Genomic DNA, 26,154 nt, shown 5'->3' with positions numbered 1-26,154 from the left:
GCGGCCTTGCGGCTGCGCTGGTTTCGCTCGCGCTTGTCTCTCCCGTCCTCGCTCAGGAATGGAAGACGGAATACCCCGAGCTGACCATCGGCATTTCCTCGGGCGAAAACGAAACCGACGCCATCGCCCGCACTCAGCCCTATGCCGATTATCTCAGCCGTGAGCTGGGCGTGCCGGTGAAGATCGTCCGCGGCACCGACTATGCCGCCGTCATCGAAGCCATGCGTGCCGGCCACGTGCAGTTCGCTTCGGTTGGCCCTGCCGCCTATGCGCTGGCCCGCAAGGTCATGGGCGAGGATATCGCTCCGGTCGCCGTCACGCTCGATCAGGATGGCAATCTCGGCTACTTCTCCGTCATCGCCGTGCGCGCCGACAGCGAGTACCAGTCGCTCGAAGACATCAAGGGCAAGTCCTTCGCCTTTGCCGATCCGAACTCGACCTCGGGCTATGCCGTCCCCTCTTATTATCTCGCGACCGAACTCAATACCTCGGCCAACGAATATTTCAGCGAAGTCGCGTTCTCCGGCGGCCACGAGCAGAGCGTCATGGCGCTCGTCAACGGCACGTTCGAAGCCGTTGCCACCCACTGGCGCAATGAAACCGCCGGCAATATCCAGACCATGGAAAAGAAGGGCCTGATCCCGGCCGGTTCGACCCGCATCATCTGGAAGTCCCCGGTGATCCCGAACACCCCGGTAATGATGCTGACCACCCTGCCGCAGGACTTGCAGGATGCGTTCAAGACCGCGCTGATGGCGTTCCCGGAAAAAGACCCCGAAGGCTTTGCCACCTACAGCAACGGCACCTCGAGCGGCTACGTCGAAGCCAAGCACGAAGACTATCTCGACGTGATCGCCATCACCGAGTTCAACGCCGAAGAGCGCCGCAAGAACGGCAACTGATCCCTTTCCAACTGACCGGCGCGTGTCCCATGCGCCGGTCTTTTCATTTGCGAGGGCCCCGTGTCCAGTTTGACCCCCACCAATGGCCGGCTGTCATCGACGACACGGGAGGAGCGCCTCCTCTCGTTCGAAGGGCGCTATCGCCAGCAGCAGTTCACCCGCCGCAACTGGACGCTTGTTTATGGCGCGCTGTTCCTCGCCGCGCTCATCGGCTCCGTTGCCGTCAGCGATTTCAGCATTCCGGGCCTCGTAAAGGGCCTGCCCATGGCCTGGAACTACATCGCCGGCACGCTGCCGAAACTGACCATCGAGAATTTCTGGGGCGATCTGGCCAATTGGTATTGGGGCTTGCGCTTCTGGTTGCGCCTTCTCGTTGAAACCATCCTCATGGGTTTCGTCGGCACGGTCCTTGGCGGCGTCCTGGCGCTGGCCCTCTGCTTTCCGGCGTCGCGAAATCTCGTCGAGAATACCGGCATCTATTTTGCCGCGCGCCGCGCGCTCGAATTCTGCCGCACCGTGCCCGAGCTGGTTTTTGCGCTGATCTTCGTCTTTGCGTTTGGTCTGGGGCCATTCGCCGGCGTGCTCGCCATTGCCGTTCACACGGCCGGGTCGCTTGGAAAACTCTTTGCCGAGGTCAATGAAAACGTCGATCCGCGTCCCATCGAGGGCGTCCGTGCCTCAGGCGGCAATTGGCCGATGATCATGCGTCTCGGCGTCGTGCCGCAGGCCCTGCCCAATTATGCGAGCTACCTGCTGCTGCGCCTCGAAATCAATGTGCGTGGCGCCTCGGCGCTTGGTCTCGTCGGCGCCGGTGGCATCGGCCAGGACCTCTACGTCGCCATCCGCCAGTTCGAATATACCGACATCTCCGCCATCATGCTGCTTTTGATCCTGACCACCTCGGTCATCGACATCATTTGCGAAACCATCCGCCATCGCCTTATCGGCCACGATCTTGCAGCGAGTGCCTAAGCCATGAACACCGCTCAGCACGCCGACATTTCCCGTCTCCGCCGCAGCAATCCCGAAATCTTCAGCCGCCCGCTCGTCGAGCGCGTCCGCGAGTGGGGCCTGTGGGCCGCGTTTTTCGCCGTCTTTGCCTTTGGTCTGTGGTGGATCGACGCCTCGCCCATGCGCATCATCAACGGGCTCAACAAGCTCGGCATGCTGGTCGTCCTGATGATCCCGCCCTGGCCCGGCGACGGGCTCTGGGACTATTCGCGCGCCATGCTTGAAACCCTCGCCATGGCTTTCCTTGGCACCGTCATTGCCGCCGTGCTGGCCGTGCCGCTCGGGTTCCTCGGCGCCAAGAATATCGTGCCGAACTGGTTGTTCCACTTCAGTCTCCGCCGCTTCTTCGATGCGTTCCGCGGCATCGATGGCTTGGTCTGGGCGCTGATCTTCGTCTCCGCCGTGGGTCTTGGTCCCTTTGCCGGCGTCCTCGCCATTGCGGTGGGCGACGTGATGGTCCTCGGAAAACTCTTTGCCGAGGCGATCGAGAATGTCGACAAGAAGCCCGTCGATGGCGTCCGCGCCTCGGGCGGAAGTGACCTTCATGTCATGCGGCTCGGCGTCTTCCCGCAGGTCTTTCCGGTGATGATGAGCCACGTGCTCTATTTCTTCGAATCCAATGTCCGTTCGGCCACCATCCTCGGCATTGTCGGGGCAGGGGGCATTGGCCTGCAGCTTTCCGATCGCATGCGCATCAACAATTGGCAGGAAGCCGCCTTCATCATCCTGATGATCCTCGTCACCGTTTCGATCATCGATGCGATATCGCGTCGCATCCGCGCCAAATTGACCTGAAGAGGGCAGAATTTCTGCCCCTTGGAGGACCATGAATTTCATGTGACGACATCAGCATGCAAGTTAAGCCCAAAGTGGTCTTCTCAGGAGGCGTGAGCATCCCTATACCTTGGCAATAGATTCGAGCCTGAGGACTGGCCCCCTGCCTTCAATACCAACCGACTTCGCCCTTCCCCTTCTCTGCATTCTGCCATTTCTGGCAAGCGTGTTTGTATTGGCTGCTCCCGGTGAAAAATACCGGGGCGCGGCCTGGGTAACGGCGGTCGTTGCGGCCATTCTCAGTCTGTTGTCCCTTGCGCTCTTTCCCAGCATCGCCAATGGCGAAGTGCTGATCAGCCGCATCGAATGGGTGCCCCAGCTCGGGCTCAACCTCACCCTGCGCCTCGATGGCCTCGCCTGGCTCTTTGCCGTGCTCATCACCTGCATTGGCTTTCTGGTGGTGCTCTATGCGCGCTACTACATGTCGCCCAAGGACCCGATCGCGCGCTTCCATGCGCTGCTGCTGGCCTTCATGGGCGCCATGCTCGGCCTCGTCATGTCGGGCAACATCATCCAGCTCGCCATTTTCTGGGAGCTGACGAGCCTCGTCTCGTTCCTCCTCATCGGCTACTGGTATCACCGTGGCGATGCCCGCGATGGCGCGCGCATGGCGCTCATCATCACCGGCACGGGTGGCCTCGCACTTTTCGTCTCCATGCTCATCATCGGCCGCATCGTGGGCAGCTACGAGCTTGACGATGTCCTGGCCTCGGGCTCGCTGATCGTTGAAAGCCCGCTTTATCCGGTGGCGCTGATCCTGTTCCTCCTCGGCGCTTTCACCAAGTCGGCGCAGTTCCCGTTCCAGTTCTGGCTGCCCAATGCCATGACCGCGCCGACCCCGGTTTCGGCGTATCTCCATTCCGCAACCATGGTGAAGGCGGGCGTCTTCATCCTCACCCGCTTCTGGCCGGTCATGCATGACCACCAGCTCTGGTTCTGGATCGTCACCTATACGGGGCTCGCAACGCTCATCTTCGGGGCCTATACCGCGCTGTTCCAGCGCGATCTCAAGGGTCTGCTCGCCTATTCGACCATTTCCCATCTCGGCCTCATCACCACGCTTTTAGGGATGGGCACCCCCCTTGCGGCAGTTGCCGCCATCTTCCACATCGCCAACCACGCCACCTTCAAGGCCTCGCTCTTCATGGCGGTGGGCATCATCGACCACGAGACCGGCACGCGCGACGTGCGCAAGCTGAGCGGTCTTCGGAAATACATGCCGTTCACGGCGACCCTCGCCATCATCGCCAGCGCCGCCATGGCCGGTGTGCCGCTGCTCAACGGTTTCCTCTCCAAGGAAATGTTCTTCACCGAGACGGCCGAGTTCGATCCCAACGTCTTCGTCAATCTCTCCCTGCCGATCGGCGCCACGCTCGCGGGCATGCTCAGCGTCGCCTATTCGATAAAGTTCGTGCACGGAGTGTTCTTCGGGCCGCCTCCGACTCAGCTTGAAAAGGTGCCGCACGAGCCCCCGGCGCTGATGCGCCGCCCGATCGAAATCCTGGTGCTGATCTGCCTCGCCGTCGGCATCATTCCCGGCATCACCATCGCGCCCTATCTCGCCGCGGCCGTGCATTCGGTTCTGGGCGCCGAAACGCCCTATTACAGCCTCTCGGTCTGGCACGGCTTCAATCTGCCCCTGATCATGAGCATCATCGCCATGGTGGGCGGGGCGGTCATCTATGTGCCCTACTACCGCAAGCTCAGGGACATCGACGGCGTGCCGCTGACCCGCGGCCTTGTCGGCCAGCGTGTATTCGAACGTATCCTCGTCACCGCCACCAATCGCTGGGCCCGCCATTTGGTTGGCGCCTTCGGCACGCAGCGCCTGCAGCCGCAGATTTTCGTCGTCATTTTCCTTGCTCTTGCCGCCGGCATTGCTGCTGGCTGGACGCGCATGGGCAATCTGCCGCTGCCCGACAGTTTTGATCCGGTGCTGGGCCTCGTCTGGCTCCTTGGCGGCATCAGCGCCATCGCTGCGGCGCAGCAGGCAAAGTTCCATCGCCTTGCCTCCATGATCCTCATGGGCGGCGCGGGTCTTGCGACTTGTCTCACCTTTGCCTGGTTCTCGGCCCCCGACCTGGCGCTGACCCAGTTGCTCGCCGAAATCGCCACCACCGTTCTTATTCTTCTTGGCCTGCGCTGGCTGCCCAAGCGCAGCCCCGTGCCGGAAGGTACGCCATGGGCCGCGCGGTTGCGGCGCTATCGCGACGTTAGTCTTGCGGGTCTCGTCGGGCTCGCCACGGCGCTTGCGAGTTACGCCGTCATGACGCGCTCGGCGCCCGAGGGTATTTCCGACTTCTTCCTTGCCAATGCCTACAAGGAAGGCGGCGGTACCAATGTCGTCAATGTCATGCTGGTCGATTTCCGCGGCTTTGACACCATGGGTGAAATCACGGTGCTCGGCGTCGTCGCGCTGACCGTCTTCGGCCTGCTGCGCCGCTTCCGTCCGGCTTCCGACAGCGTTGAGAGGCCCGAGCAACAGCGCGTGCTCGACGATTATGCGCCCGGTTCCGGCGACAGTGTCGCCGACGACTTCCTGCGCATTCCGGCCCTGATCATGAACTGGATGTTCCCGGTCGTCGTCGTCGTCGCCATCTATATGCTGATGCGCGGCCACGATCTGCCGGGCGGCGGCTTCATTGCCGGCATCATCATGTCGCTGGCCTTTATCCTGCAATATCTCGCCGGCGGCACCCGGTGGGTGGAAGAACGCCTGCGTATCCTGCCACTGCTCTGGATTGGCTGGGGTCTGCTCCTCGCCCTCCTCACCGGGCTTGGGGCCATGGTGCTCGGCGCGCCCTTCCTTACCTCGGCCTTCGCCTATGCCGACATTCCTCTCATCGGCAAGGTGCCGATGGCCACGGCGCTGATCTTTGATCTCGGCGTCTTCGCCCTCGTCGTCGGCGCGACCGTGCTGATGCTGATTGCCCTGGCGCACCAATCCATTCGACGGCCGAAGGTCGCGGGCTCCAACAAGCCCAAGCAGCGCGCGGGGCTCGACAAATGGAACTGACCCTTGCCATCGCGATCGGCATTCTCTCCGCTTCCGGCGTCTACCTGCTGCTGCGTCCGCGTACGTTCCAGGTGATCATCGGCCTGTCGCTGGTCTCTTATGCCGTCAATCTCTTCATCCTCTCGATGGGTCGGTTGCGCATGGATGCGGCGCCGATCCTCTCAGGAGCCGATGCCAATATTGCCGATTATGCCGATCCGGTGCCGCAGGCGCTGGTTCTCACCGCCATCGTCATCGGCTTTGCCATGACGGCCCTGTTCCTCGTCGTGCTGCTCGCCGCCCGCGGCCTCAGCGGCTCCGACCATGTTGACGGAAAGGGGGATTGAGATGACTGGCATGAACCACATCGCCATCCTGCCGATCCTCATTCCCATGGCGGCGATGGTTTTCAACCTGCTCGTGGGCGATGGACGCAGCAATCGCCGCATCATCGGCATCAATATCGGGTTCAGCGTGCTGTTGCTGCTGGTCTCGATCCTGTTGCTGACGGTCCTCGCTCAATCGAGCACAGCCGCCGCTGCGGTCTATCCGCTCGGCAATTGGCCAGTGCCTTTCGGTATTGTGCTGGTCGCCGACCGATTGGCGGCGGTGATGGTTCTGACAACCTCCATCCTGTCGCTGGCCGCGCTCATCTTCGCCTCGGCCCGCTGGCATAGCCGCGGCACCAATTTCTTTCCCCTCTTCCACGCGCTGGTCATGGGGCTCAACGGCGCCTTTCTCACCGGCGACCTTTTCAATCTGTTCGTCTTCTTCGAGCTTCTTCTGGCCGCGTCCTATGGCCTGGCGCTGCATGGCGGCGGGCGCAATCGCGTGCGCGCGGCGATGCACTACATCGTCATCAACCTCGTCGCGTCCTTCCTGTTCCTGATCGGCGTGGCGCTGATCTATGGCACGACCGGCACGCTCAACATGGCCGATATTGCCCGGGCGGTGCCCAATATCGCAGCCGACGATCTCGGCCTTTTCGAAGCCGGCGTTGCCGTCCTCGGCATCGCCTTCCTCATCAAGGCCGGCTCCTGGCCGCTGCACTTCTGGCTGCCCAATACCTATTCGTCGGCCGCTCCGCCGGTGGCTGCGCTTTTTGCCATCATGACCAAGGTCGGCTTTTACGCCATCCTGCGCCTCTGGACCCTGGTCTTTGCCAACCAGACCGGACCGGAACTGGTCTTCGGACAGAACGTGCTGTTCGTCCTCGGCATTGCGACGGTCGCCTATGGCAGCGTCGGTGCCCTCTCTAGCAAGGCCCTTGACCGGCTGGCGAGCTATCTGATCCTCGTTTCGGCCGGCACGCTGCTCCTCGCAGTGGCCTATAACGTGCCCGGCGTCACCACCGGCGCGCTCTACTATGTCGTCGTGGCAACCCTTGCGGCAGGAGCGCTCTTCCTCCTCAAGGACGTCATAGACCAGGTGCTTCCTGCCGAAGCGCAGATCCTTGCCGTGTCGCTCGAATTCTATGGCGACGAAGAAGACGTGATCGATGAAGACCAGGAGGTCAGCCGCAGTTTTCCTGCCGCCGCGACGCTTCTGGGTTGGTGCTTTGCCATCGCGGCCATCGTCATGGCCGGCTTGCCCCCGCTTTCGGGCTTTCTCTCGAAATTCGCCATGCTCTCCGCCGCCTTTGGCGCGGCGAACGCGCCGACGGCGGCGACCTGGTGGCTCACTGGGGCTCTCATCGTTTCTGGTCTCTTCGTGCTCATCGCCATGGTGCGCAACGGCATCAATATCTTCTGGACCTCGCTGCCCGATGATGGCGGATTGAGTCTGCGCCCGCTCGAAATCGGTCCGATCATGGTGCTGCTGGCGCTCTGCGTCCTCATGGCCGTCTTTGCCGGGCCGGCCCTGAGCTATTTTGCCGATACGGCCGCGTTCATCCACGCGCCGCAAAACTACATCGATCTGGTCCTGCCGAAAGGAGACGCCTCATGAGACGTCTCCTGCCGCATCCGATCCTTGCCGGTTTCCTGCTCGTTCTCTGGTTGGTCCTGCAGCAATCGGCCGGGCTCGGTCACATCCTCTTCGGCGGGGTGATCGCCATTGCCGTGTCCATGGCCGCGAGCGCCATCATTCCGGAACGCATCACCATCCGGCGGCCGCTCAAATTCATCCAGCTCATCTTCGTCGCCGGGCTCGACATCATCCGCTCGAACCTGGCGGTCATGTCGGTGCTGTTCCATCCGCGCCCCAACCCGACGGCCGGGTTCATCGAGATGGACCTGACCCTCAAGAACCCCTTCGCCCTGGCCATCCTCGCCGTCATTCTCACGGCGACCCCGGGTAGCGCCTGGCTCGAATATGATCGTGCGCGCAGCACCGTTCTCATTCACGTCTTCGATCTCGTCGACGAGAAAGAATGGGTCGCAACGGTCAAGAAGCGCTATGAGGCCCTGTTGCTGGAGATTTTCCCATGAGCGTCGCCATTCTCGAATGGAGCCTGTTCGCCGCGCAGATCATGCTCGGCCTCGGCATGCTGGCAACGCTCTATCGCATGGTCGTCGGCCCACGCGCGCAGGATCGTATCCTGGCGCTCGACGCGCTCTACGTCGTCGCCCTGCTGCTGCTCATCACCCTCGGCATCCGCACCAATTCGCAGGTCTATTTCGAGCTGGCCATGCTCATGGGCCTTTTGGGCTTTGTCGGTACGGTGGCACTGGCAAAATTCCTCATGCGCGGCGAGGTGATCGAATGATCTCAGACCTGCCGCTCTGGCTCTCGATCCTCGTCTCGGCCTTCGTGGTGCTCGGCGCCCTGCTGACGATGGCCGGCTGCTTCGGCCTCGTTCGCCTCAAGAGCTTTTACCTGCGCATCCATGGCCCGACCATGGGCACCAGCATGGGCGGCGGGCTGATCCTTCTCGCCTCGGCGATCTATTTCACCGTGACGCGCGAGCGTCTGGTGGTGCACGAACTGGTCATCTTCCTCTTCGTCACCCTGACGACCCCGGTGACGCTGATGCTGCTCGCCCGCGCCACCCTGTTCCGCGACCGTGTCGAGGGTAATGAAGGCGTGCCGAAGCGCCCGGAAAAGACCGAGACTCCGGCCTCCCCCTAAAGACCCAGCCGGTCCTTGAGCTCATACCACCATGAGCCGAGGGTCGAATATTGCGCCCGGAACATGCGTCCGCCCGGGAAGGGGATCCAGGGCAGGTCGGCAAAGACGGCGAAGCGGGTGAAATCGCCCCTGATGGCTTCGGAGAGAATGCGCCCAAAAAGGTGCGATCCGGTGACGCCGTGGCCGGAATAGCCATGGGCGAAGTAGATACGATTGCCCAGGCGCCCCATCTGCGGCACGCGCGAGAACGAGAGCGCGAAATTCCCGCTCCAGGCGAAGTCGACGCGCTCGCCCTTGAGCTGGGGAAACACCTTGTCCATGTTCGGCCGCAGCTTTGCCACCACGTCAGCCGGGTCGGTACCGCCATAGACGACGCCGCCGCCAAAGATCAGGCGATAGTCGGCGCTGATGCGGAAATAATCGAGAATGTAGCGCACGTCCTCGACGCACATGCCGGTGGGAAGCAGGGCCTCGGCGCGCTCCTTGCCGAGCGGCGCCGTCGCCATCATCTGGGTCGAAACCGGCATGATGCGGGAGGTGAGCTGGGGCACCACATTGCCCAGATACGCATTGCCGCAGACGACGGCGGTCTTGGCCGTCACCCGACCATTGGCAGTCTCGACCACGGCGCTATCGGCACTCTGGCTGACCTTGGTCACCGGGGAATGCTCGTAAATCACCCCGCCCAGTCCCTCAAATGCATTGGCTTCGCCGAGGACGAGGTTGAGCGGGTGCATATGCGCGCCCGAATGGTCGATCATGCCGCCGGCATAGACGTCCGAGCCGATATGCTTGCGGATCGCCTCGCGGTCGAGCAGCTCGTGGTCGTTCATGCCATGGCTCTGCCAGAGGGCCTTCTTGGCCTCGAGATCGCGCATGTGCTGTTCGGTATAGGCGGCATAGATATTGCCGCGCTTGAGGTCGCAGTCGATGCCGTAGCGTTCGACCCAGTCATAGATGATGCCGGCACCTTCCTGCACGAGGCCGCCGACAAAGTTGGCGGTCTTTTCGCCATAGCGCTTGCCGATGGTGGCAAGGCTGGCATTGAGCCCGTTGACCACCTGCCCGCCATTGCGCCCCGACGCGCCCCAGCCGACTTCGGCGGCCTCAACCACGACGACCTTCAACCCGCTCTCGGCCAGATGAATGGCGGTCGACATGCCCGAATAGCCGGCGCCGACGACGACGATATCGGCCGTCACCTCGCCTTCGAGTTTCTTGGTCTCGCGGATGATGTTTCGCGAGGCGGCATAGTAGCTCGGCGGATAGGCCGAATTGGCGTTTGGAACTTCGGCCATCACACAACCTCGAGATAGGCTGAGAATTCGAGATCGGTCACCTGCGAGGCAAAGCCGGCAATCTCCTGCCGCTTGCAGGCCAGCAGCATGGATTGCAGCGTGGCATCGAAAATCCGCGGGATCATCTCGCCATCCTCGAAGGCGTTGACCGCCGAGGCCCAATCGGCCGGCAGCTTGGGCAGGCGTTCGGAATAGGCGCGGCCCTTGAAGGGTTTTGGCGGTTTCAAACCATCCTCGATGCCGACGAGCGCGGCACCCAGAATGCCGGCAAGGACGAGATAGGGATTGGCATCGGCGCCGGAAACGCGATGCTCGATGCGGCGCGCCTTGGGATTGCCGCCGGGAATGCGCAGGGCCGTGGTGCGGTTTTCATAGCCCCAGGAAATGGCGCTCGGCGCATGGGTATCGGGGCGCAGGCGGCGGTAGGAGTTGAAATGGGGCGCAAAGAGCAGCGTTGATTCCGCCATGCCCGCCAAGAGGCCGCCGACGGCATGCAGCATCACGTCCGACCCCGTCTCGGTGCCGTCGTCGAAGACATTGTTGCCCGCCGCGTCGTTGAGGCTGAAATGCACGTGAAAGCCATTGCCCGAGCGCATGCCATAGGGCTTGGCCATGAAGGTGGCGACGAGCTTGTGCTTGCGCGCCACGCCCTTGACGATGCGCTTGAACAGCACGGCGTCATCGGCCGCCTTCAGCCCGTCGGTGTGGAGCAGGTTGATCTCGAACTGCCCGACGCCGTTTTCAGCGACGGCCGTATCGGCCGGCACGTTCTGCTGCTCGCACTGCAGGTAAACGTCGCGGAAGAACTCGCCAAAATCCTCCAGCTCGTCGAGCGAGAGAATGGCGTCGGAGTCGAGGCGTTTTCCCGTATAGGGCGAAATCGGCGGCGTCGCCGAATCGGCTTCCGGGTCGACGAGATAGAATTCGAGCTCGGTGGCGACAACCGGCTTGAGGCCGATCTCGGAATAGCGACGCAGCACATGGGCAAGAGCCTGGCGCGGATCGCCGAGGAACGGGGTGCGCGTATCCTGAAACAGCCAGAGCGGAATCATGGCGCTGGGGCGCGTCGTCCAGTTGATCGGCAGGGCGCCACGGCCGGTCGGGCTACAGATGCCGTCGACGTCGCCGCTTGAATAGACCATGGGATTGCCCACGATATCCTCGCCCCACACGTCGACGCCCACGATCGAGAGCGGCATGCGGATGCCGTTTTCCCCGATGCGTCGGGCCTGGTCGATGGGGATGCGCTTGCCGCGCATAATGCCGTTGAGATCGCAGACAGCCGTGTGCAGCACTTCAATTTGCGGGTTCTGTTCGAGCCAACTCACGATGTCGGTATTCACGCTCGCTTCGATGCTCATGCCTCGTCCGTCGACTTTTGGTGCGTTACGGCGTTACCCTAGCAGGAGCCTTCACCTGAGGGGAAGGCAGCTAGGCATTTTCGCGGGAGCGAGAAGAAAATCATGCAGCAACGGCCTCTTATCGGCGTCATCGCCTGCGAGCGTCAGGTCGAGGGCGAGCCCGCCCAGGCGGTCAAGCACCGCTATCTCGAGGGCGTCGAGCGCCACGCCAATGCCGTGCCGGTCATCATTCCGACCAATCAGCCGGAGGCGAACGCGGCCGAGATCGTCGCCCGGCTCGATGCCGTGCTGCTCACCGGCAGCGGCTCCAATATCGAGCCTGTCCGCTATGGGTCACGGGCGCCGGCCCAGGCGCCGACCGATCGCGGGCGTGATCTCTTCGGTCACGCTTTGATTCGCGCAGCCATCGACGCGGGCAAACCGGTCTTCGGCATTTGCCGTGGCCTGCAGGAAATCAATGTTGCCCTCGGCGGCACACTTCGCGATCTGCGCGAGGCCGATCTTGCGCAAAAGCACCATGCGCCGGCCGAGGCCGATCTCGGCGACACGTTTGGCTATGGGCACCAGGTCGAGGTCGTGGTCGGCAGCATGCTACAGCGCTTCTCGGGCAGCGGCAGCCTTGCGGTCAACAGCGTTCACTATCAGGCCATCGACCGCCTGGGCGAGGGTCTGGCGGTCAACGCCATCGGACCCGAAGGGGTGATCGAGGCGATTTCGGCGACCGGCACGACGGCCCCGGTCTTTGCCGTACAGTGGCACCCCGAATGGCGCCCCGAGGGGCGCTCGCATGATCTGGCATTCTGGAATTATCTCGGCGAAGCGGCCCGCGCCGATTATCTACCCGCCGCTCAATTGGAGAAAAACGCATGACCGCTTTCGAAACGCATCTTTTTATTGATGGCGGTTTCGTTGCCGGCCAGGGAGCGAATGAAACGGTCTTTGAGCCCGCGCTTGGGACCACGCTTGCCCAGGTTGCGTCGGCCAGTCCCGATCAAGTCGACCTCGCGGTCCGTGCGGCACATAGAGCCTTTGCCGTCTGGTCAAAAACCACGCCGCGCGAACGCAGTGCGGCCCTGCTGGCCATTGCGGACAAGATCGAGGCCGCGGCCGAGACGCTCGGGACGATTGAATCGCGCAATGCCGGCAAGCCGCTGCGCTATGCGCGGGGCGGGGAGATCGGCAATGTCGTCGACGTCTTCCGTTTCTTTGCAACTGCCGTGCGCAATATGCCCGCTCCCGCGGCGGGCAATTACCGCTCGTCTAATCGCCTTAGCCTGGTGCGCCGCGACCCCATCGGGGTGATCGCCCAGATCGCTCCCTGGAACTACCCGCTGCTCATGGCCGCGTGGAAGATCGCGCCGGCTATCGCGGCGGGCAATACCGTCGTTATAAAACCCTCGGAACTGACCCCGCTGAGCCTTCTTGCCCTTGGCAAGATTTTCGCCGAGGTGCTGCCACCCGGCACCGTAAACATCATCTGCGGCAATGGGCCGGATGTGGGCCAAAGACTCATTTCGCACGATCTGGTGCGGATGATTTCGCTGACCGGCGACGTGCGCACCGGACGCGCCGTCTTGCAGGCCGCGGCCGGGCCGATGATCAAGCGCACTCATCTCGAACTGGGCGGCAAGGCCCCTGTTATCGTTGCAGCCGAAGCCGATCTCGACAAGCTGGTCGAAACGCTGCGCGAGGCGAGCTTTTACAATGCCGGGCAGGACTGCACCGCCGCCTGCCGCATCTTTGCCGACAAGACCATCGCTCAGGCGCTGACCGACAGGCTCGAAACCATGGTCGGCTCGCTCGTTTATGGAAAGCCGGAACGCGATGATGTCGAGTTCGGCCCGGTGATCAGCGCGCGGCAGCACGAGCGGGTGGCGGGGTTTGTCGATCGCGCGAAAAGTAGTGGCGCCGACGTCATGCAGGGTCGCGCGGCCGACAAGGACGGCTTCTTCTTCGCCCCGACGCTGGTTGCCGCGCCGATCGATGCCGAGATCGTCCAGAAGGAAGTGTTTGGCCCCGTTCTCAGCATCACGCCGTTCGATACGATCGAGACCGCCATCGGCTGGGCTAATGCCTCCGAATATGGCCTTGGCTCGTCGGTCTGGTCGCGCAATGCGGAGCAGGCCTTGGCCATGGCAGACGCGCTCGAATATGGCGTCACCTGGATTAATACTCACGGCGTCATGGCGACGGAAATGCCGCATGGCGGCATGAAGAATTCCGGCTATGGCTCCGATCTCTCCATGCAGTCGCTGCTCGACTACACCCAGATCAGGCACCTGATGTTTGGCTAGGCGGCGGTCCTCACGGCGCCCGGAACATCTGCGGCGTCGAGGGTAACGTCTGCGAGGACGACCAGCGGCTTGCAGGCGGCGAGATTGTCGCTGTCGAGCGTGAGGATGACGACGTCATAGAGCTCGGCGAGCGCCTGGATGAGGATGCGCACGGATTTGGCGCCGGGATCGAACTGCGCCTGCCGTCCCCAGGGCACGAGCGCGGCGTCGTGAGATCCGCTGCCGTGAATGATATCGGCAAAGGACGCGAGGCCCTGCGAGAGGTCGCTGATCCCCAGCGCCCGGCCGCGGTGGCGGCTGGCGGCGTCGACCAGAACCACGCGCCGACCCTGGCGTTCATATTGGCCGAGAAGCCGCCGCGCCGCCGCTCCCATGTCGCCCTGGCAGCGAATTGCGACGATGCGGGCATCGTCCAATCCGCCGGCGGTCGGCTGTGGCGGGGCCGGGCTCTTTTTCTCTTCGACAACCGGACTGACGGCCGCTGGCTCGGGCAGCCACGCCGCCTCGACGGGCGCGTCGGGCAGGGATGGTGTGTCGAGCCAGTTATGTGCGCTTGCCTCGGCAAATTCCATTTCGTCGACCGGCGCGTAAGCGTGCTCGTCCGCGGGTTCCATGTCGTATTCCGGCTCGGCAGCCGGCCTCTGCCGGCGCGAGCGCAGGAAAGCAAATAGACCGATCTGGCCAAAGAAGGCCGCGCCACCGGAAAGAGCCAGAACGAGGTCAGTTCTAACCGGACGGGAAAGCGCCACGACCTTGGGCTCCGGCCGGTCGCCAATGGCGCCGGTCACGACGCTGCTATCGGCTACGGTTGGCGTCGTTGCGGCGATCAACTGGTCGCGCAGCCCATCTTCGAAGCGTTTTGCGGCATCGCGGTCGGCCGCGACGAGGCTCGCCAACTGCTGCATCCCCTCATCGAGATTGGCGGAAAGCTGGTCGATCTCTTCGAGCAGCACGCGCATGCGCGGATGGTTGGGCAAGAGATCGACGGCCAGTTTCTCGCGCTCGACTTCGAGCATGGCGAGTTCGTCGATCTGTCGACCAAGGCTGGGCAGGTTTTCGGCGTCGAGCGCGAGCATGGCATAATTGCCATCGGCGACGAGGGATTCGATGCGCCGCGCGCGGCTTTCGAGCCTGATCCGGTCTTCCCAGGCGAGGCTGAGCTTTTTCTGAAGCAGTTGGGTTGCCTCGTCGGTGCCCGGCACGCCGGCCGGAATGGCCGCTACTGCCGTCGTCGCGCCCTGTTCCGGCGTGGATTGAGATAGTGCGGGCGGCAATCCCGCCAAGGTCACGTAGCTTTCAGCGAGGGCTGCCACCATGGCCTTTGCCCGCGCCGGGGTGCTGGCCGTGGCCGTGAGTTCAAGACTTGCGCCATTGTCGGCCGGCTGCAGGGTCAGGCGCTTGCCCAGCAAGGCTGTCGTGTCGAGTATCCCGCCACCGTCGCGGCGCAGTTCGGCGACCGTATCGGGCGTCAGCCGGGAAACGGCGTCGCCCAGATGCTGCTGGTCGATCAGCCTTTCGGCTTCACGGGCCGCTTCGCTGCCGGTCGGCACGCGTAGCGCCAGGCTGGCCTCAAAGGTCTGCGGGCTGAATTGGATGGCGGCGAAGGCGATGAACATCACCACGGCCGTCGCAGCGGCCATGCGCGGCAGGCGCGGCGCCAGGGCCACAAGAAATTGTGCCCCACTATTGCGGGCAGTAACCTGCTGCATGAATTTGCTGATCATCGTCGCTTCCGTTCAGACAGAACGATGACGCAACGTGGTTAATATTCCCCAAACCGACCTGCAAATTGCAAGTGGGGTGTCCTCGATCAGTGGGCGTTCTGCCGCGTGCGCGGGGAGAAAACGGTCAGGAGCACGATCCAGATATCGAGCAGCACGGACCAGTTCTCGGCATAGTAGAGATCGTGCAGCGTGCGGGCTTCGATCTTGTCCTGGGTGGACGTATCGCCGCGATGGCCGTTGACCTGGGCCCAACCGGTAATGCCGGGCTTGATACGCTGACGCTGGGCGTAAAGCTCGAATTTTCCCGACAGCTCGTCGTCATGGGAAATGGCGTGTGGCCGTGGGCCGACAAGGCTCATCTCGCCGCGCAGAACATTGATGAGCTGTGGCAGTTCGTCGATGCTGGTGCGGCGGATGAAATGACCGATGGGCGTGATGCGCGGATCGTTGACCTGGGCCTGGCGCATGGCGTTGCCATTTTCCATCACCCGCATGGAGCGGAATTTCAGGATGTAGAAATTGCGGCCGTTAAAGCCGCGCCGTTCCTGGCGGAAGAGGGCGGGACCGGGGCTGGTGATGCGCACGGCGAGCGCCGCGGCCAGGAGGATTGGCGAGGTCACGACCAGTCCCAGCGCCGAGGCAAAAATGTCGAAGGCGCGCTTGAAGAAGCGCCCGGTCTCATTCATCGGCGCGCTCAACAGCCGCAGCGAACGGCCCGAGCCGAGCGGCACGATGTCGACCAGGTTGATCTTGCTGCCTTCAAAGCTGGCGCGCGGGTAGAGCAGGATATTGAGCGCGAAGGGACGGCAGGGCGCCAGCAAAGCGTCGATCCCGTCCATGTCCTCGAGATCACCCACCAGCAAGACGTGCTGGCAATTCTTCTCGACGCAGCCGCGGGCGAAGTCGGCGACCTCGCTGGCCGGCGGCAGCACGCCGCCAAGGCCATTGGGCAAAGTCAGGCTGGTCACGACCTGACCGCCTTGCTGCCAGATGCGCGGATCGGCGCGCAGGCGCTCGATCGAGGCGGCATCGCCGACGATGCCGAAACGTTCGACCTGCAACTGGCCGCGCGACAGCATGCGGGCGAGACCGCGATAGAGCATGACCCGCAAAGCCAGCAGCAGCAGCGGGGTCAAAAACAGCCAGGTCCAGAAAATCGGCGTCGGGGCCAGAGTCCGGCCGGACAGGGAAAAGTCGACGATGATCGCAAAGGCTGCGGCGCCAAACCAACTGAATACCGATTGCAGAGCAAAGGGCTGACGTAGATCGGCATAGGCCAGAAACTTGCGGCCGGCGCGCGTCGCAAAGAGGCAATAGACAAGCCCTGCCGCGGCGGCCATCGCAAGCGCGATCGGCACTCCGTAGCTCAGGATCAGCAATTGGCTGAGCAGAATCGCTATCAGGCCTTCGAACGCGCCGAGGCCGGCAGCCATGATGCCCCGACTGGGCAAGCGAAAGCGTCGCCGCCGACGCGCCTCTCGTCCCTCGAGGAGGATACTCATGTCAAATCCACCCGCCGCAAAGCACTGATGTTCTGCTTCCTTGTATCACCAATCCCAAAAAAATGCAGGAAGGGCTGGGACTTGAGTTAATAGGGACAATGTTATGGAAGCCGTTAACTTCTGTTTGCGAATTAAGCTTTGATAAGGCTGGGACCGTTAGTGTTCTGGCCGACAAAGCGGCTCAAAATCGCCGTTTGCGGCAAGCGGGGGCGAGCGCAGTCTATGGCATCTGCAGGTCTTGTTGGGACTTCGCGTCGGATTGAGCTGACACGATTTGCGTCGCAGCCGCTGTTCTGGTTGTCGCTGGCCTTGATTGCGCTGGTGGGCCTATTGGCTCTGCCCGTGGTCGTGCCGATCGGGCCGATGTATTGGGATACCTATCTCTATCTCGATGCCGCGCATCGTATCGCCAGCGGACAGTTGCCGAGCGTCGATTTTTCCATGCCGGTCGGCCCGCTCGGCTACTATCTCTTTGCCTGGGGCCTCGAGCTCTTTCCATCCGCCCAGCCTCTTCTCCTCGCTCAATGGGCGCTGCTTGCCGTCGCCGCGCCGCTCATGGCCGTGGTGCTGTGGGAGGTTTCGAGCCGCGATCGCGCCCTTTCGCTGCTGCTGCTTGTCTCCTTCCTCATCTTCGCCATCGCGCCATCCAATGCGCAATTCTATCATCCGCTGCCTGGTCTTGATGGCTTCGGCATCTACAATCGCCACGTGGTCGTACTGCTCTATGTGCTCGTGAGTGGTCTTCTGTTCCTGCGCGATGGGCGAAAGCTGGCCATTTTCTGCGCCGCCACCATGCTGGCGCTGTTTCTCACCAAGATTACCGGCTTCCTCGTAGGGGGTCTTTTCGGCGTCACCGCCGTTCTCGCCGGGCGCCTCAAATGGACGACCGTCCTTCTTGCCGCCGGCATTTTCCTTGTGCCCCTCCTCGCGCTGGAATTGCTGACCGGGATGGTCTCGGCCTATCTGCACGATATTTCCCAGCTTGCCGGGAATAACTCTTCGACGCTCTTGCCGCGCTTCCGCACGGTCGTCACCAACAAGCTCGATGTGCTTTTGCCAGCGGCGCTCCTGGCGCTCGTGCTGCTCGTCGTCGAATGGCGCGATGGCCGTCACCGCCTGTTTGACAGCAGCTTCGTCTGGTTCTCCGTCGCCGTTGTCGGTGGCATCATTTTCGAGACGCAGAATACCGGCAGCCAGGAATTCATTTTCATCTGGCCGGTCCTCGCGCTCATCCTCGTGCGCATGAGAAACCTCAAAGGTCACTGGAAGACTGCGGTTCTGGTGCTGGGCGCCTTTGCCATCGTGCCGACGATGACGACGATCGTCTCCAAGAGCGTTCGCGCCGCTGCGGCAGGCGTCACCTATGCGCAGCTCGAAGCGCCCTTGCTGAAGAATATCGGCCAGGTTTCGGCGCGCTGGGACATGATCCAACGCGCCGAGCTGATCGAGCCCCACTATGTCGATTTTCGCCCATCCTACGAGGATCTGGCAGACAAGGAGCAACTGCCCAACTGGCAGTATTTCTCCGACATCGACAATCAGGTGCAATGGGTGCTCTCGGCCGAAGGCGTGGTCGAAGGCCTCCTCGCCTTTGAGGCCGAAAACAATATCAGGCTCGCGGGCCTGATGACGCTCGACTTCACCGACCCCTTCCCTTGGATTCTCGATCGCCAGCCGACGCCGCATCTGCAGATCGGCGCCGATCCAACCCGGACCATTGGCAGCCTGACGCCCGAGATCAGGGCGGCAATCGAAGCGACGGACGGCGTATTGCGCACCAATTGCCCCGTTACCTGGGCGCGCCGGGATATCGAAGCCACTTATGCGCAGGCGCTGACCGGCCGGACAGTGGTCGCCCTCAATCCCTGCTGGGACCTGTTGCTTCGCGCGGGTATTCTGCCGTCATAGCAAACGAAAAGGCCGGGCTGTTGCCCGGCCTTTTGCTTCTAGTCGGTTCGTTTCTCAGCCCACCTGGGCCCGGACGAAATCGGTCACGATCTTGACGACGCCGCGCGACAGGACCTCGTCGAGCGCGGTGATGAATTCATCGACATTGTCGCGCGTGCAGATCAGCGGCGGCTCGAGCCGGATGACGTTGCGGTTATATTCGGTGAAGGCGACGAGCACGCCGTGGTCGCGCAGCAGATGGCTGCCGATGAAGCCGGGCAGCGAGCCCTTGAGCTTGTCGTCGAGCGCCGCCACGACCGGACGCAGCACCATGGGCAGGGTCTGGGAGAAATCGTGGAATTCGAGACCCACCATCATGCCGCGACCGCGCACATCCTTGAGGAGGGTCGGGTACTTGGCCTGCAGCTCGCGCAGCTTTTCGATCAGGTAGTCGCCGGTTTCCGCCGAGTTGTCGATCAGGCCCTCGTCATAAAGCACGTTGAGCGCTTCGATCGAGGTGATGGAAGCTTCCCCGATCCCGCCGAAGGTCGCCATGGCGTGGATCATGGCGGTCTTCGAGGTACCATAGGCCTTCATATAGACGTCGCGGCTGGCGATCATGGCGCCCACGGCCGCCTTGCCGCCGCCGAGCGATTTGGCGAGCGCGGTCACGTCGGGCACGACGCCATAATGCTCGAAAGCGTAGAATTTGCCGGTACGGCCAAAGCCGCACTGCACTTCGTCGGCCACCCAGAGCACACCATACTTGTCGCAGAGCGCGCGCAGTTTCGGCCAGAATTCGGCCGGTGCCTCGATGATGCCGCCGCCGCCCTGCACGGTTTCGAGCACGATGGTGCCGATGCTCGGGTCGGACTTGAAGGCCAATTCAATGGCGTCGATGTCACCAAACGGCACGCGCACCGTATTGTCGGTCAGTTTGAACTGGCCGCGATAAAGCGCGCCATCGGTGATCGAGAGCACGCCCTTGGTCTTCCCGTGGAAAGAGTTTTCCGCGTAGACGATCTTGGGACGGTTCGGGCCGGCAGCGCGTTCGGCAACCTTGATGGCCGCTTCCATGGCTTCGGAGCCCGACGAGCCCAGAAACACCATGTCGAGGTCGCCCGGCGAGCAGGCGGCAAGGTTGGCTGCCAGTGCCGTCGCGTATTGCGAGAGGAAAGCGATGGCAATTTCCTGGCGCTTTTCCTCGGCAAACTTCTTGCGCGCTTCGAGAATGCGCGGGTGGTTGTGGCCGAAGGCGAGCGAACCGAAGCCGCCGAAGAAATCGAGGATCTTTCGGCCGTTCTGGTCGAAATAATACATGCCCTCGGCACGCTCGATCTTGATCTTGTGAAAGCCCAGCAGCTTCATGAAATGGAGCTGGCCGGGGTTCATGTGCTCGGTGAAAAGCTCGTTCATCTTCTTGATGTCGAGCGCCTTGGCGTCTTCGACGGTCAGCAGATTGGGCTTCACGGTCTTGGTCTGGTGCGCTGGGGCGTCGGACAGTTTCATCACACTGCTCATGGGCGTTCTCCTCAGGCGGCTTTGGACTGGGTGGCGGACGCCAGCTCGGCGCCGGCAAGCTTCTTGTGGTATTCGGTATAGGCGGCGACGAGCATGTCCTCGTCGCGATACTGCGGCACCCAACCCAGTTCCCGCTCGCCCTTGGAGACGTCGAGAATGCACATCTCGTCGGCGATCAGGTATTGCTCGGGGTCCATGATCGGCATGTTCATGAGATCAAGCAGGTCGAGCGTGCGCTTCACCGCCCAGCCCGGCGTCGGCACCAGCAGCGACTTCGAGCCGGCATGCCTGATCAGCTTGGTCAGAAGTTCGCGCGTCGTCGGGGGATTGAGCGAGCCGAGGTTATAGACCTCGTTGGGCACGCCCGCGGTAAAGGCGGCATGGGCGGCCGAGGCACAGTCAAAGACCGAAATGAACTGGTAGGGGTTTTTGCCCGAGCCGATCATCGGCACCGGCAGGTTGAGATCGATCAACTTGAAGAGCTTTGCCAGAATCCCCAGGCGCCCCGGCCCGATGATGAGGCGCGGACGGAAGAGGGAAATGTTCATGCCCTTCTCGCGCCATTCGGCGGCGAGCAGTTCGGTCTTGTATTTGGAAAGACCATATTCCCCGAGCGGGGCGCAGGGATGGTCCTCCTTCTGCGGCCAGGTAAAGGTGTGGCCATAGACCATATCGGTCGTGAAGTGCACGAGCCGGTTGGCCCCGGCCTTGTCCATGGCGCGGATGATGTTCTCGGTGCCGTAATAGTTCACCGGGAAGAAGAAATCGTGCCGCTTGGCCCGCACCTGAATGGGCGAGAGCATCTTGGCCGAGAGGTTATAGACCATGTCGTCGGGCTTGATGCCGAGGCTGCCCACCGAGACGTCGCTCGTCACATCGGTCTTGATGAACTGGACATCGCGATAATGCGCCAGGTCGGATTTGACGATATCGGCCACGACCACCTCGTGGCCGGCGTTGAGAAGACGCGGGGCCAGATGCCGGCCAACGAAGCCATCACCGCCGAAGATAATGTGTCTCATGTTTGCTACCGCCCTAATTGTGAAAACTGTTGGTTTGTCTGGATGAACTGGGGATCAGGTTCGGGCCTGATCGAGGCTGGCGACGGTTTCCGTCGCTTCGACATGCTTGGTTCCGCCCTGCGCGATCAGCACCGTGCCAACGCAAATCAGGGCAATGCCGGCGATCTTGAGGGCGCCGAGGTCTTCCTTGAAAACCAGCCAGGCAAAGAGCGCGACCGCCACATAGGCAAGGCTGAGGAAGGGATAGGCGAAGGAGATATCGACCTTGGAGAGCACATAGAGGTGCGAGGCCATGGAGATGACGAAGGTCACGAGCCCGGCAAAGACCCAGGGATTGAAGACGATCTGGAAGATGCGCAGGATCGCCGTGTCGGCCGTGAAGCTGATCGAGCCAAGGTTCATCATGCCGGCCTTGAGCATGAGCTGGGCGGCCGCATTGGTGAAGACGGTGAAGAGGATAAAGGGCAGATAGGTCATGATGTCCTCTACTCGGCCGCCAGGGCCGGTGCGTGTGCGGAAAGGCTGAGCGCGGTGCGCCGCCAGAAATCGGATGAGAAGCGCGGATCGCGATAGCGTTCGAGCCGGCTCCATTCGGGAAAGCCTGATGCAAAGGTTGCCGCGCTCATGCGCTGGTCCTTGTAGGGATTGACCCGCCCGCCGGCCTCGGTCGTCAGGGCATCGAGCCTTTCGAGCAGGTTTAGGGTCGAAGCGCCGCGATTGGAAAAATCCATGGTCAGCGTGTAGCCGGGCCGCGGGAAGGAGAGGATGCCGGGTGAGGCCACGGCGCCAAAGCGCTTGAGCACGGTCAGGAATGAAGCCTGTCCGGCTTCGCGGCTGGCCTCGAGCATTTGCGGAATGATCGCGCGGGCCGCCTTGAAGGGAATGACGCTCTGGTGCTGAAAGAGCCCTTTTGGACCATAGAGCCGGTTCCAGTTCCCCACCGCATCGAGCGGATAGAAGAAGCTGCCATAGGGGCTGAGGCTCTTGCCCGTCTTGCGCGCCTTGGCGTGGAAGTAGGCGAAATTGAATGCCGTCAGGCTCAGACCGTTGAGCATGGAAAACGGCATTTCGAACGGCACGGAGAGGCGCGTCGCCGAACGCGCGGTTTGGAAATTGCCATTGTCCGCGTGATTGCCGGTGAGCAGCACACCCCGGTTGGACCGGGCCAGTTGGTCGACCCAGGCGACGGCATATTCGTTGGCAGCATCGGCGCCTTCGGCGAGATCGAAATAGCCTTCGAGATTGGAGAAAGGCGTGATCTCTTCTTCGATATCGAGCGAACCGACGCGCATCAACTTGATGCTGGCGCTGAGGATAATCCCGGTCAGCCCCATGCCGCCGATGGTGGCGGCAAAAAGCTCGCTGTTCTGGGTGGCCGAGCAGGCGTAGCGGGCGCCGTCCGACCGCAGCAGTTCAAAGCCGGTGACGTGGCAGCCAAAGGTGCCGCGAACATGGTGGTTCTTGCCATGCACGTCATTGGCGATGGCGCCGCCGAGGGTCACGAAGCGCGTGCCGGGGGTCACCGGCAGGAAATATCCATGCGGGGCCGCATGGGCGATGATTTCTTCGAGCGAGGTCCCGGCCTCCGCCGTGAGGATTCCCGTTGCCGCATCGAAAGCCAGAATGGCGCGGCGCGACCGCATCGGCACCAGCGCACCGGCATCGTTATGGCAGCTATCGCCATAGGATTTTCCATTGCCGAAGGCGAGCAAGCTGGGTCCACCGGCGCCGAGGCTCGCAATGGCGAGATCAGGCGCCAGCGCCTGGCGCGGGCGGCGGTCGATGCGGCCAAAACTGTCGAGGTTTGCCGCCATCAGATGAAGTTCCCGGCGATCATCAGCAGCGCGCCGAAGGCGACGAAGATCTGGCTGCGCCAATCCGTGGCAATGAACACAACCGGATCGTCATGCATCTCGCGCCGGTAGGCCAAGATCCAGATGCGGATGACGATGTAGAGAACGATGGGCACCAGCGGCCAGATCAGCCAGGGCGAGGAATAGTAGCCAATGATCTCCTGGCTCTGGATATAGAGCGATAGCACCAGGGCCGCCGTGAAGGCCGAAGAAATGCCGGCCTGGCCAACGATTGCCATGTCCTCGGGCCGATAGCCGCGTCCGGCAATGCGGTCGCGCTCGCTGACCTTGGAGGTCTGCAGCTCCACATAGCGCTTCACCAGCGCCAGGGAGAGGAAGAAGAACATGGAAAAGGCGATGAGCCAGAAGGAGAGCGGCAGGTCTGCCGCGGCCTTGCCGCCGATGATCCGCAGCGTATAGAGGCCGGCAAGGCAAAGCACGTCGATCAGCAGCATGCGCTTGACCGCCAGCGAATACGCGGTGGTCGCAACGATATATAGGCCGATCACCGCAGCGAAGATGGGCGGCAGGAAAATGCAGACCGCGATCGCCGCAGCCATCAGGCCACCAGATACGCTCAGCCCAAACGGGATCGACAGCGTGCCGTTGGCGAAAGGCCGGTTGCGCTTGGTCGCGTGCTGACGATCGAGCGGCAGGTCGAGAATGTCGTTGAGGATATAGATGGCAGAGGCCGCCGCGCAAAAGGCGACAAAGGCGCCCAGCGATGGCAGCAGAACATCGGGGTTGCTGATCTGGTGCGCCAGAATAGCCGGGGCAAAGACCAGCAGGTTCTTGAGCCACTGATGCACCCGCAGCATTTTCACATAGGTTTTCCAGCCCGGCTTGCTGGCTTCGAAGCGGCGGGCGCCGGTGTTCTGCTGATAGCGGTGCGCCGTGCGGTCGGGCGCAACGACGATGGCAGCGCGGGCTGCCTCGAAAACCGGGATATCGGCGCGGTCATTGCCGGCATAGTCGAAACCGCCCTTGCCGTAGCGCTCGACCAGCAGCGCCGCCTTGCGATGCGCTGCAAGGTTGATGTCCCCGGTCGAGGAATGAAAGGCGCTGAAGACGCCGAGATGGGCGGCAACGGCGCGCGCGAAGGGTTCGGCGGCCGCCGTTACCAGCACGATCTCGCGGCCGCTGGCTTTTTCGGCATTGAGATAATCGAGGAACTCCTGCCGGTAGGGCAGGATTGAGGCGTCAAAATCGATACGGCTGGCAATCTCGGCCTTGAGGCGCGCCTTGCCCTCCATGAGCCAGACCGGCAGCATGAACAGAAACAGCGGGTTTCGCTTGAGGAGCTGGAAAATGCCTTCCCACAGCAGATCGGCAGCAATCAACGTGCCGTCGAGATCGACTGCCAAAGGCAGATCCGTACTGTTCTGTACCCGCACGTTCATATCGCACCCTGTCCCGATGGACCGGCGCAAAGCGCTCTTCCGCTGCATGCAGCGATACCGAGCCGATTACGCCTGCCCAGCCAGATGTGAAGTTCACGCCTGACCAACTGCCCATCCTGGGCCTTGTATTTTGGGCGTGGCTTTTGCTCGTCGCGAAAGCCGCCGCCCGCACTGGCGTAAACTAGCGGCTCAACTTGTTAATTTGGACTAATGAGCGGGGTTTAGCTGCGTCAGAACAGTCGATCGGGCGGTCATAACTTGGATCAGGGTTTAGGGATCCTTTGTCGGATCCGTAAATTTTTAGCGACCGGCCGGCAGTTCAGCCGAACCCGTCCGCAGCGTCTTGAGACGACCGCGGATGCCGACAATGTTGAGCGCATAGGCGCATAGCCCATAGGTGAGAACGCCAACGAGCACGGGAAGCGCGATCTCCAGCGCTCCCATACCCGGCAGTGCGCGGTCTATCAGGTAGGTGGGAACCGCCATGCCAAGGATCGCGGCACCGACCTTGACGAAGGAGGCGGTATCAAGGGGCAGGGGATAGGCGAGGCGGCTTAGCGCATAGCCGATGACAACGCCCACTCCTTCCGAGATCACCATCGACCATGCGGCTCCCAAAAGCCCGAAGCGCGGCACGAGGACAAAAAGCCCGACCGCGTTGATGGCGCAGATGGCAATGCCCTGCGCGAGCATCAGTCCCGGCTTTTTCTGGATCTGAAAGCTGACATGCAGCAATTGGTAGGAGATGGAGCGGAAAAGCCAGGCAGCCGCAATGATCGGCACAAGATAGGTTGCCTCGACGCGAAACTCCTCGCCAAGCACGAGGGCAGCAAGCTTTGGCGCGATGATGGCGAGCCCCGCAATGGCCGGGGCCAATACCGCCAGCAGCAATTCGGTGCTGTCGACCATATGGCGGTCCACGGCGCCTTTGTCTTGCCGCGCCATCAACCGGATGGCGATCGGCGCGACGGCCGTGCCAATGGCAACGCCGGGAAAGAGGATGATCTGGCGCACGAGATCGGCCGAGGCGCCATAGATGCCGGCTGCATGTTCTCCCATCATGCTGGCCACTACGAGCCGGTCGAGCATGGTCTGCAGCACAAAGACCGTGCCCGACAGCGTCATCGGCAGACCAAAGGCCAGCATGGCCCGAAGCGTTGCCCGGTCGAACGGGTTTCGTGGTCCGCGCCAGACGAGGGTTGAATAGAACAAGGCGGTGACAAAGTAGGAAAGCGCAATGCTGGTCAGCAGCCCCATGCCGCCCAGGTTCAGGACCATGACCAAAACCAGCGATAGACCCAAGGCAGCGCCGGCACGCATGATCGTCGCCCACATATAGGGCTGCGTCTCCTGCCGGGCCCGGAAGGTCTCGAGGTAAAACTCGAAAAAGCCGATGCCGAAGGCCAGCATGATCGCGGGCAGCAGATAGGCAACGGAGTCAGGCGCAAAGGCCCCGATGCCAAAATAGAGCACCGGGATGA

Annotated in this window: 22 protein-coding genes; 12 read left to right on the top strand and 10 right to left on the bottom strand. The window is 62.3% G+C overall.

Annotation, left to right across the window (positions count from 1 at the left end; genetic code table 11):
• From phnD to mnhG, 9 genes are all read left to right on the top strand, one after another.
• A partial coding sequence (phnD, locus tag ABW043_RS13980; RefSeq protein ID WP_353921816.1) for a phosphonate ABC transporter substrate-binding protein occupies positions 1-902 on the top strand: 902 nt, incomplete at its 5' end.
• 60 nt (positions 903-962) lie between these two features.
• Complete coding sequence (gene phnE / locus ABW043_RS13975) at positions 963-1,874, top strand: phosphonate ABC transporter, permease protein PhnE (RefSeq protein WP_353921815.1); 912 nt, start codon at positions 963-965, stop codon at positions 1,872-1,874.
• Between the two features lie 3 nt (positions 1,875-1,877).
• Positions 1,878-2,708, top strand: coding sequence for a phosphonate ABC transporter, permease protein PhnE (gene phnE, locus ABW043_RS13970; RefSeq protein ID WP_353921814.1), 831 nt, complete (start codon positions 1,878-1,880; stop codon positions 2,706-2,708).
• Positions 2,709-2,859: 151 nt separating this feature from the next.
• A complete protein-coding gene (locus tag ABW043_RS13965) occupies positions 2,860-5,763 on the top strand; it encodes a monovalent cation/H+ antiporter subunit A (protein ID WP_353921817.1) in 2,904 nt (967 codons plus the stop codon).
• Positions 5,754-6,089: a Na+/H+ antiporter subunit C gene (locus ABW043_RS13960; RefSeq protein ID WP_353921813.1), complete on the top strand. Its 336-nt coding sequence runs from the start codon at positions 5,754-5,756 to the stop codon at positions 6,087-6,089. Before ABW043_RS13965 ends, ABW043_RS13960 begins: the two co-directional genes overlap by 10 nt.
• Before the next feature lies 1 nt (position 6,090).
• Positions 6,091-7,689 (top strand): monovalent cation/H+ antiporter subunit D, encoded by a 1,599-nt coding sequence (locus ABW043_RS13955; RefSeq protein ID WP_353921812.1) that lies wholly within the window; start codon positions 6,091-6,093, stop codon positions 7,687-7,689.
• On the top strand, positions 7,686-8,171 hold the full coding sequence (locus tag ABW043_RS13950) for a Na+/H+ antiporter subunit E (protein ID WP_353921811.1): 486 nt from the start codon (positions 7,686-7,688) through the stop codon (positions 8,169-8,171). Before ABW043_RS13955 ends, ABW043_RS13950 begins: the two co-directional genes overlap by 4 nt.
• Positions 8,168-8,449: a K+/H+ antiporter subunit F gene (locus ABW043_RS13945; protein ID WP_353921810.1), complete on the top strand. Its 282-nt coding sequence runs from the start codon at positions 8,168-8,170 to the stop codon at positions 8,447-8,449. Before ABW043_RS13950 ends, ABW043_RS13945 begins: the two co-directional genes overlap by 4 nt.
• Entirely contained in the window at positions 8,446-8,811 is a 366-nt protein-coding gene (gene mnhG, locus ABW043_RS13940; protein WP_353921809.1) for a monovalent cation/H(+) antiporter subunit G, read from the top strand. Before ABW043_RS13945 ends, mnhG begins: the two co-directional genes overlap by 4 nt.
• Here mnhG and ABW043_RS13935 read toward each other — a convergent pair.
• On the bottom strand, positions 8,808-10,109 hold the full coding sequence (locus ABW043_RS13935; RefSeq protein ID WP_353921808.1) for an NAD(P)/FAD-dependent oxidoreductase: 1,302 nt from the start codon (positions 10,107-10,109) through the stop codon (positions 8,808-8,810). The two genes, mnhG and ABW043_RS13935, sit on opposite strands and share 4 nt — an antisense overlap.
• Positions 10,109-11,470 carry a glutamine synthetase family protein gene (locus ABW043_RS13930; protein ID WP_353921807.1) on the bottom strand — a complete coding sequence of 454 codons (1,362 nt, stop codon included), beginning with the start codon at positions 11,468-11,470 and terminating at the stop codon, positions 10,109-10,111. Before ABW043_RS13930 ends, ABW043_RS13935 begins: the two co-directional genes overlap by 1 nt.
• 102 nt (positions 11,471-11,572) lie before the next feature.
• On the opposite strand from ABW043_RS13930, the gene ABW043_RS13925 reads away from it, so the two are divergent.
• Together ABW043_RS13925 and ABW043_RS13920 are read left to right on the top strand one after the other, a co-directional pair.
• Complete coding sequence (locus tag ABW043_RS13925) at positions 11,573-12,340, top strand: gamma-glutamyl-gamma-aminobutyrate hydrolase family protein (RefSeq protein ID WP_353921806.1); 768 nt, start codon at positions 11,573-11,575, stop codon at positions 12,338-12,340.
• Entirely contained in the window at positions 12,337-13,764 is a 1,428-nt protein-coding gene (locus ABW043_RS13920) for an aminobutyraldehyde dehydrogenase (RefSeq protein WP_353921805.1), read from the top strand. Before ABW043_RS13925 ends, ABW043_RS13920 begins: the two co-directional genes overlap by 4 nt.
• On the opposite strand, the gene ABW043_RS13915 is transcribed toward ABW043_RS13920, so the two are convergent.
• Both ABW043_RS13915 and ABW043_RS13910 read right to left on the bottom strand, forming a co-directional pair.
• Positions 13,761-15,488: a GumC domain-containing protein gene (locus ABW043_RS13915; protein WP_353921804.1), complete on the bottom strand. Its 1,728-nt coding sequence runs from the start codon at positions 15,486-15,488 to the stop codon at positions 13,761-13,763. The two genes, ABW043_RS13920 and ABW043_RS13915, sit on opposite strands and share 4 nt — an antisense overlap.
• An 86-nt stretch (positions 15,489-15,574) precedes the next feature.
• Positions 15,575-16,990 (bottom strand): exopolysaccharide biosynthesis polyprenyl glycosylphosphotransferase, encoded by a 1,416-nt coding sequence (locus ABW043_RS13910; protein ID WP_353921803.1) that lies wholly within the window; start codon positions 16,988-16,990, stop codon positions 15,575-15,577.
• A gap of 222 nt (positions 16,991-17,212) precedes the next feature.
• On the opposite strand from ABW043_RS13910, the gene ABW043_RS13905 reads away from it, so the two are divergent.
• Positions 17,213-18,898, top strand: a complete 1,686-nt coding sequence (locus tag ABW043_RS13905) for a hypothetical protein (RefSeq protein ID WP_353921802.1) — start codon at positions 17,213-17,215, stop codon at positions 18,896-18,898.
• A gap of 54 nt (positions 18,899-18,952) precedes the next feature.
• On the opposite strand, the gene ABW043_RS13900 is transcribed toward ABW043_RS13905, so the two are convergent.
• The 6 genes from ABW043_RS13900 to ABW043_RS13875 all read right to left on the bottom strand — a co-directional run.
• On the bottom strand, positions 18,953-20,398 hold the full coding sequence (locus ABW043_RS13900; protein WP_353921801.1) for an aspartate aminotransferase family protein: 1,446 nt from the start codon (positions 20,396-20,398) through the stop codon (positions 18,953-18,955).
• A gap of 11 nt (positions 20,399-20,409) precedes the next feature.
• Positions 20,410-21,420, bottom strand: coding sequence for an NAD-dependent epimerase/dehydratase family protein (locus ABW043_RS13895; protein WP_353921800.1), 1,011 nt, complete (start codon positions 21,418-21,420; stop codon positions 20,410-20,412).
• A 54-nt stretch (positions 21,421-21,474) separates the two neighbouring features.
• A complete protein-coding gene (locus ABW043_RS13890; RefSeq protein WP_056313539.1) occupies positions 21,475-21,897 on the bottom strand; it encodes an EamA family transporter in 423 nt (140 codons plus the stop codon).
• A gap of 8 nt (positions 21,898-21,905) precedes the next feature.
• Positions 21,906-23,234 (bottom strand): FAD-binding oxidoreductase, encoded by a 1,329-nt coding sequence (locus ABW043_RS13885; RefSeq protein ID WP_353921799.1) that lies wholly within the window; start codon positions 23,232-23,234, stop codon positions 21,906-21,908.
• A complete protein-coding gene (locus tag ABW043_RS13880) occupies positions 23,234-24,673 on the bottom strand; it encodes a UbiA family prenyltransferase (RefSeq protein ID WP_353921798.1) in 1,440 nt (479 codons plus the stop codon). The genes ABW043_RS13885 and ABW043_RS13880 overlap by 1 nt, the downstream gene beginning before the upstream one ends.
• Positions 24,674-24,973: 300 nt before the next feature.
• The coding region (locus tag ABW043_RS13875) for an oligosaccharide flippase family protein (protein WP_353921797.1) at positions 24,974-26,154 on the bottom strand (1,181 nt) is incomplete at its 5' end.

The sequence above is a fragment of the Devosia sp. genome (genome assembly GCF_040509215.1).
In the GTDB taxonomy this organism is placed as follows: Bacteria; Pseudomonadota; Alphaproteobacteria; order Rhizobiales; family Devosiaceae; genus Devosia.
Note: the sequence above shows the minus strand (reverse complement) of the source record. Positions and strands in the feature narration are given on the sequence as shown.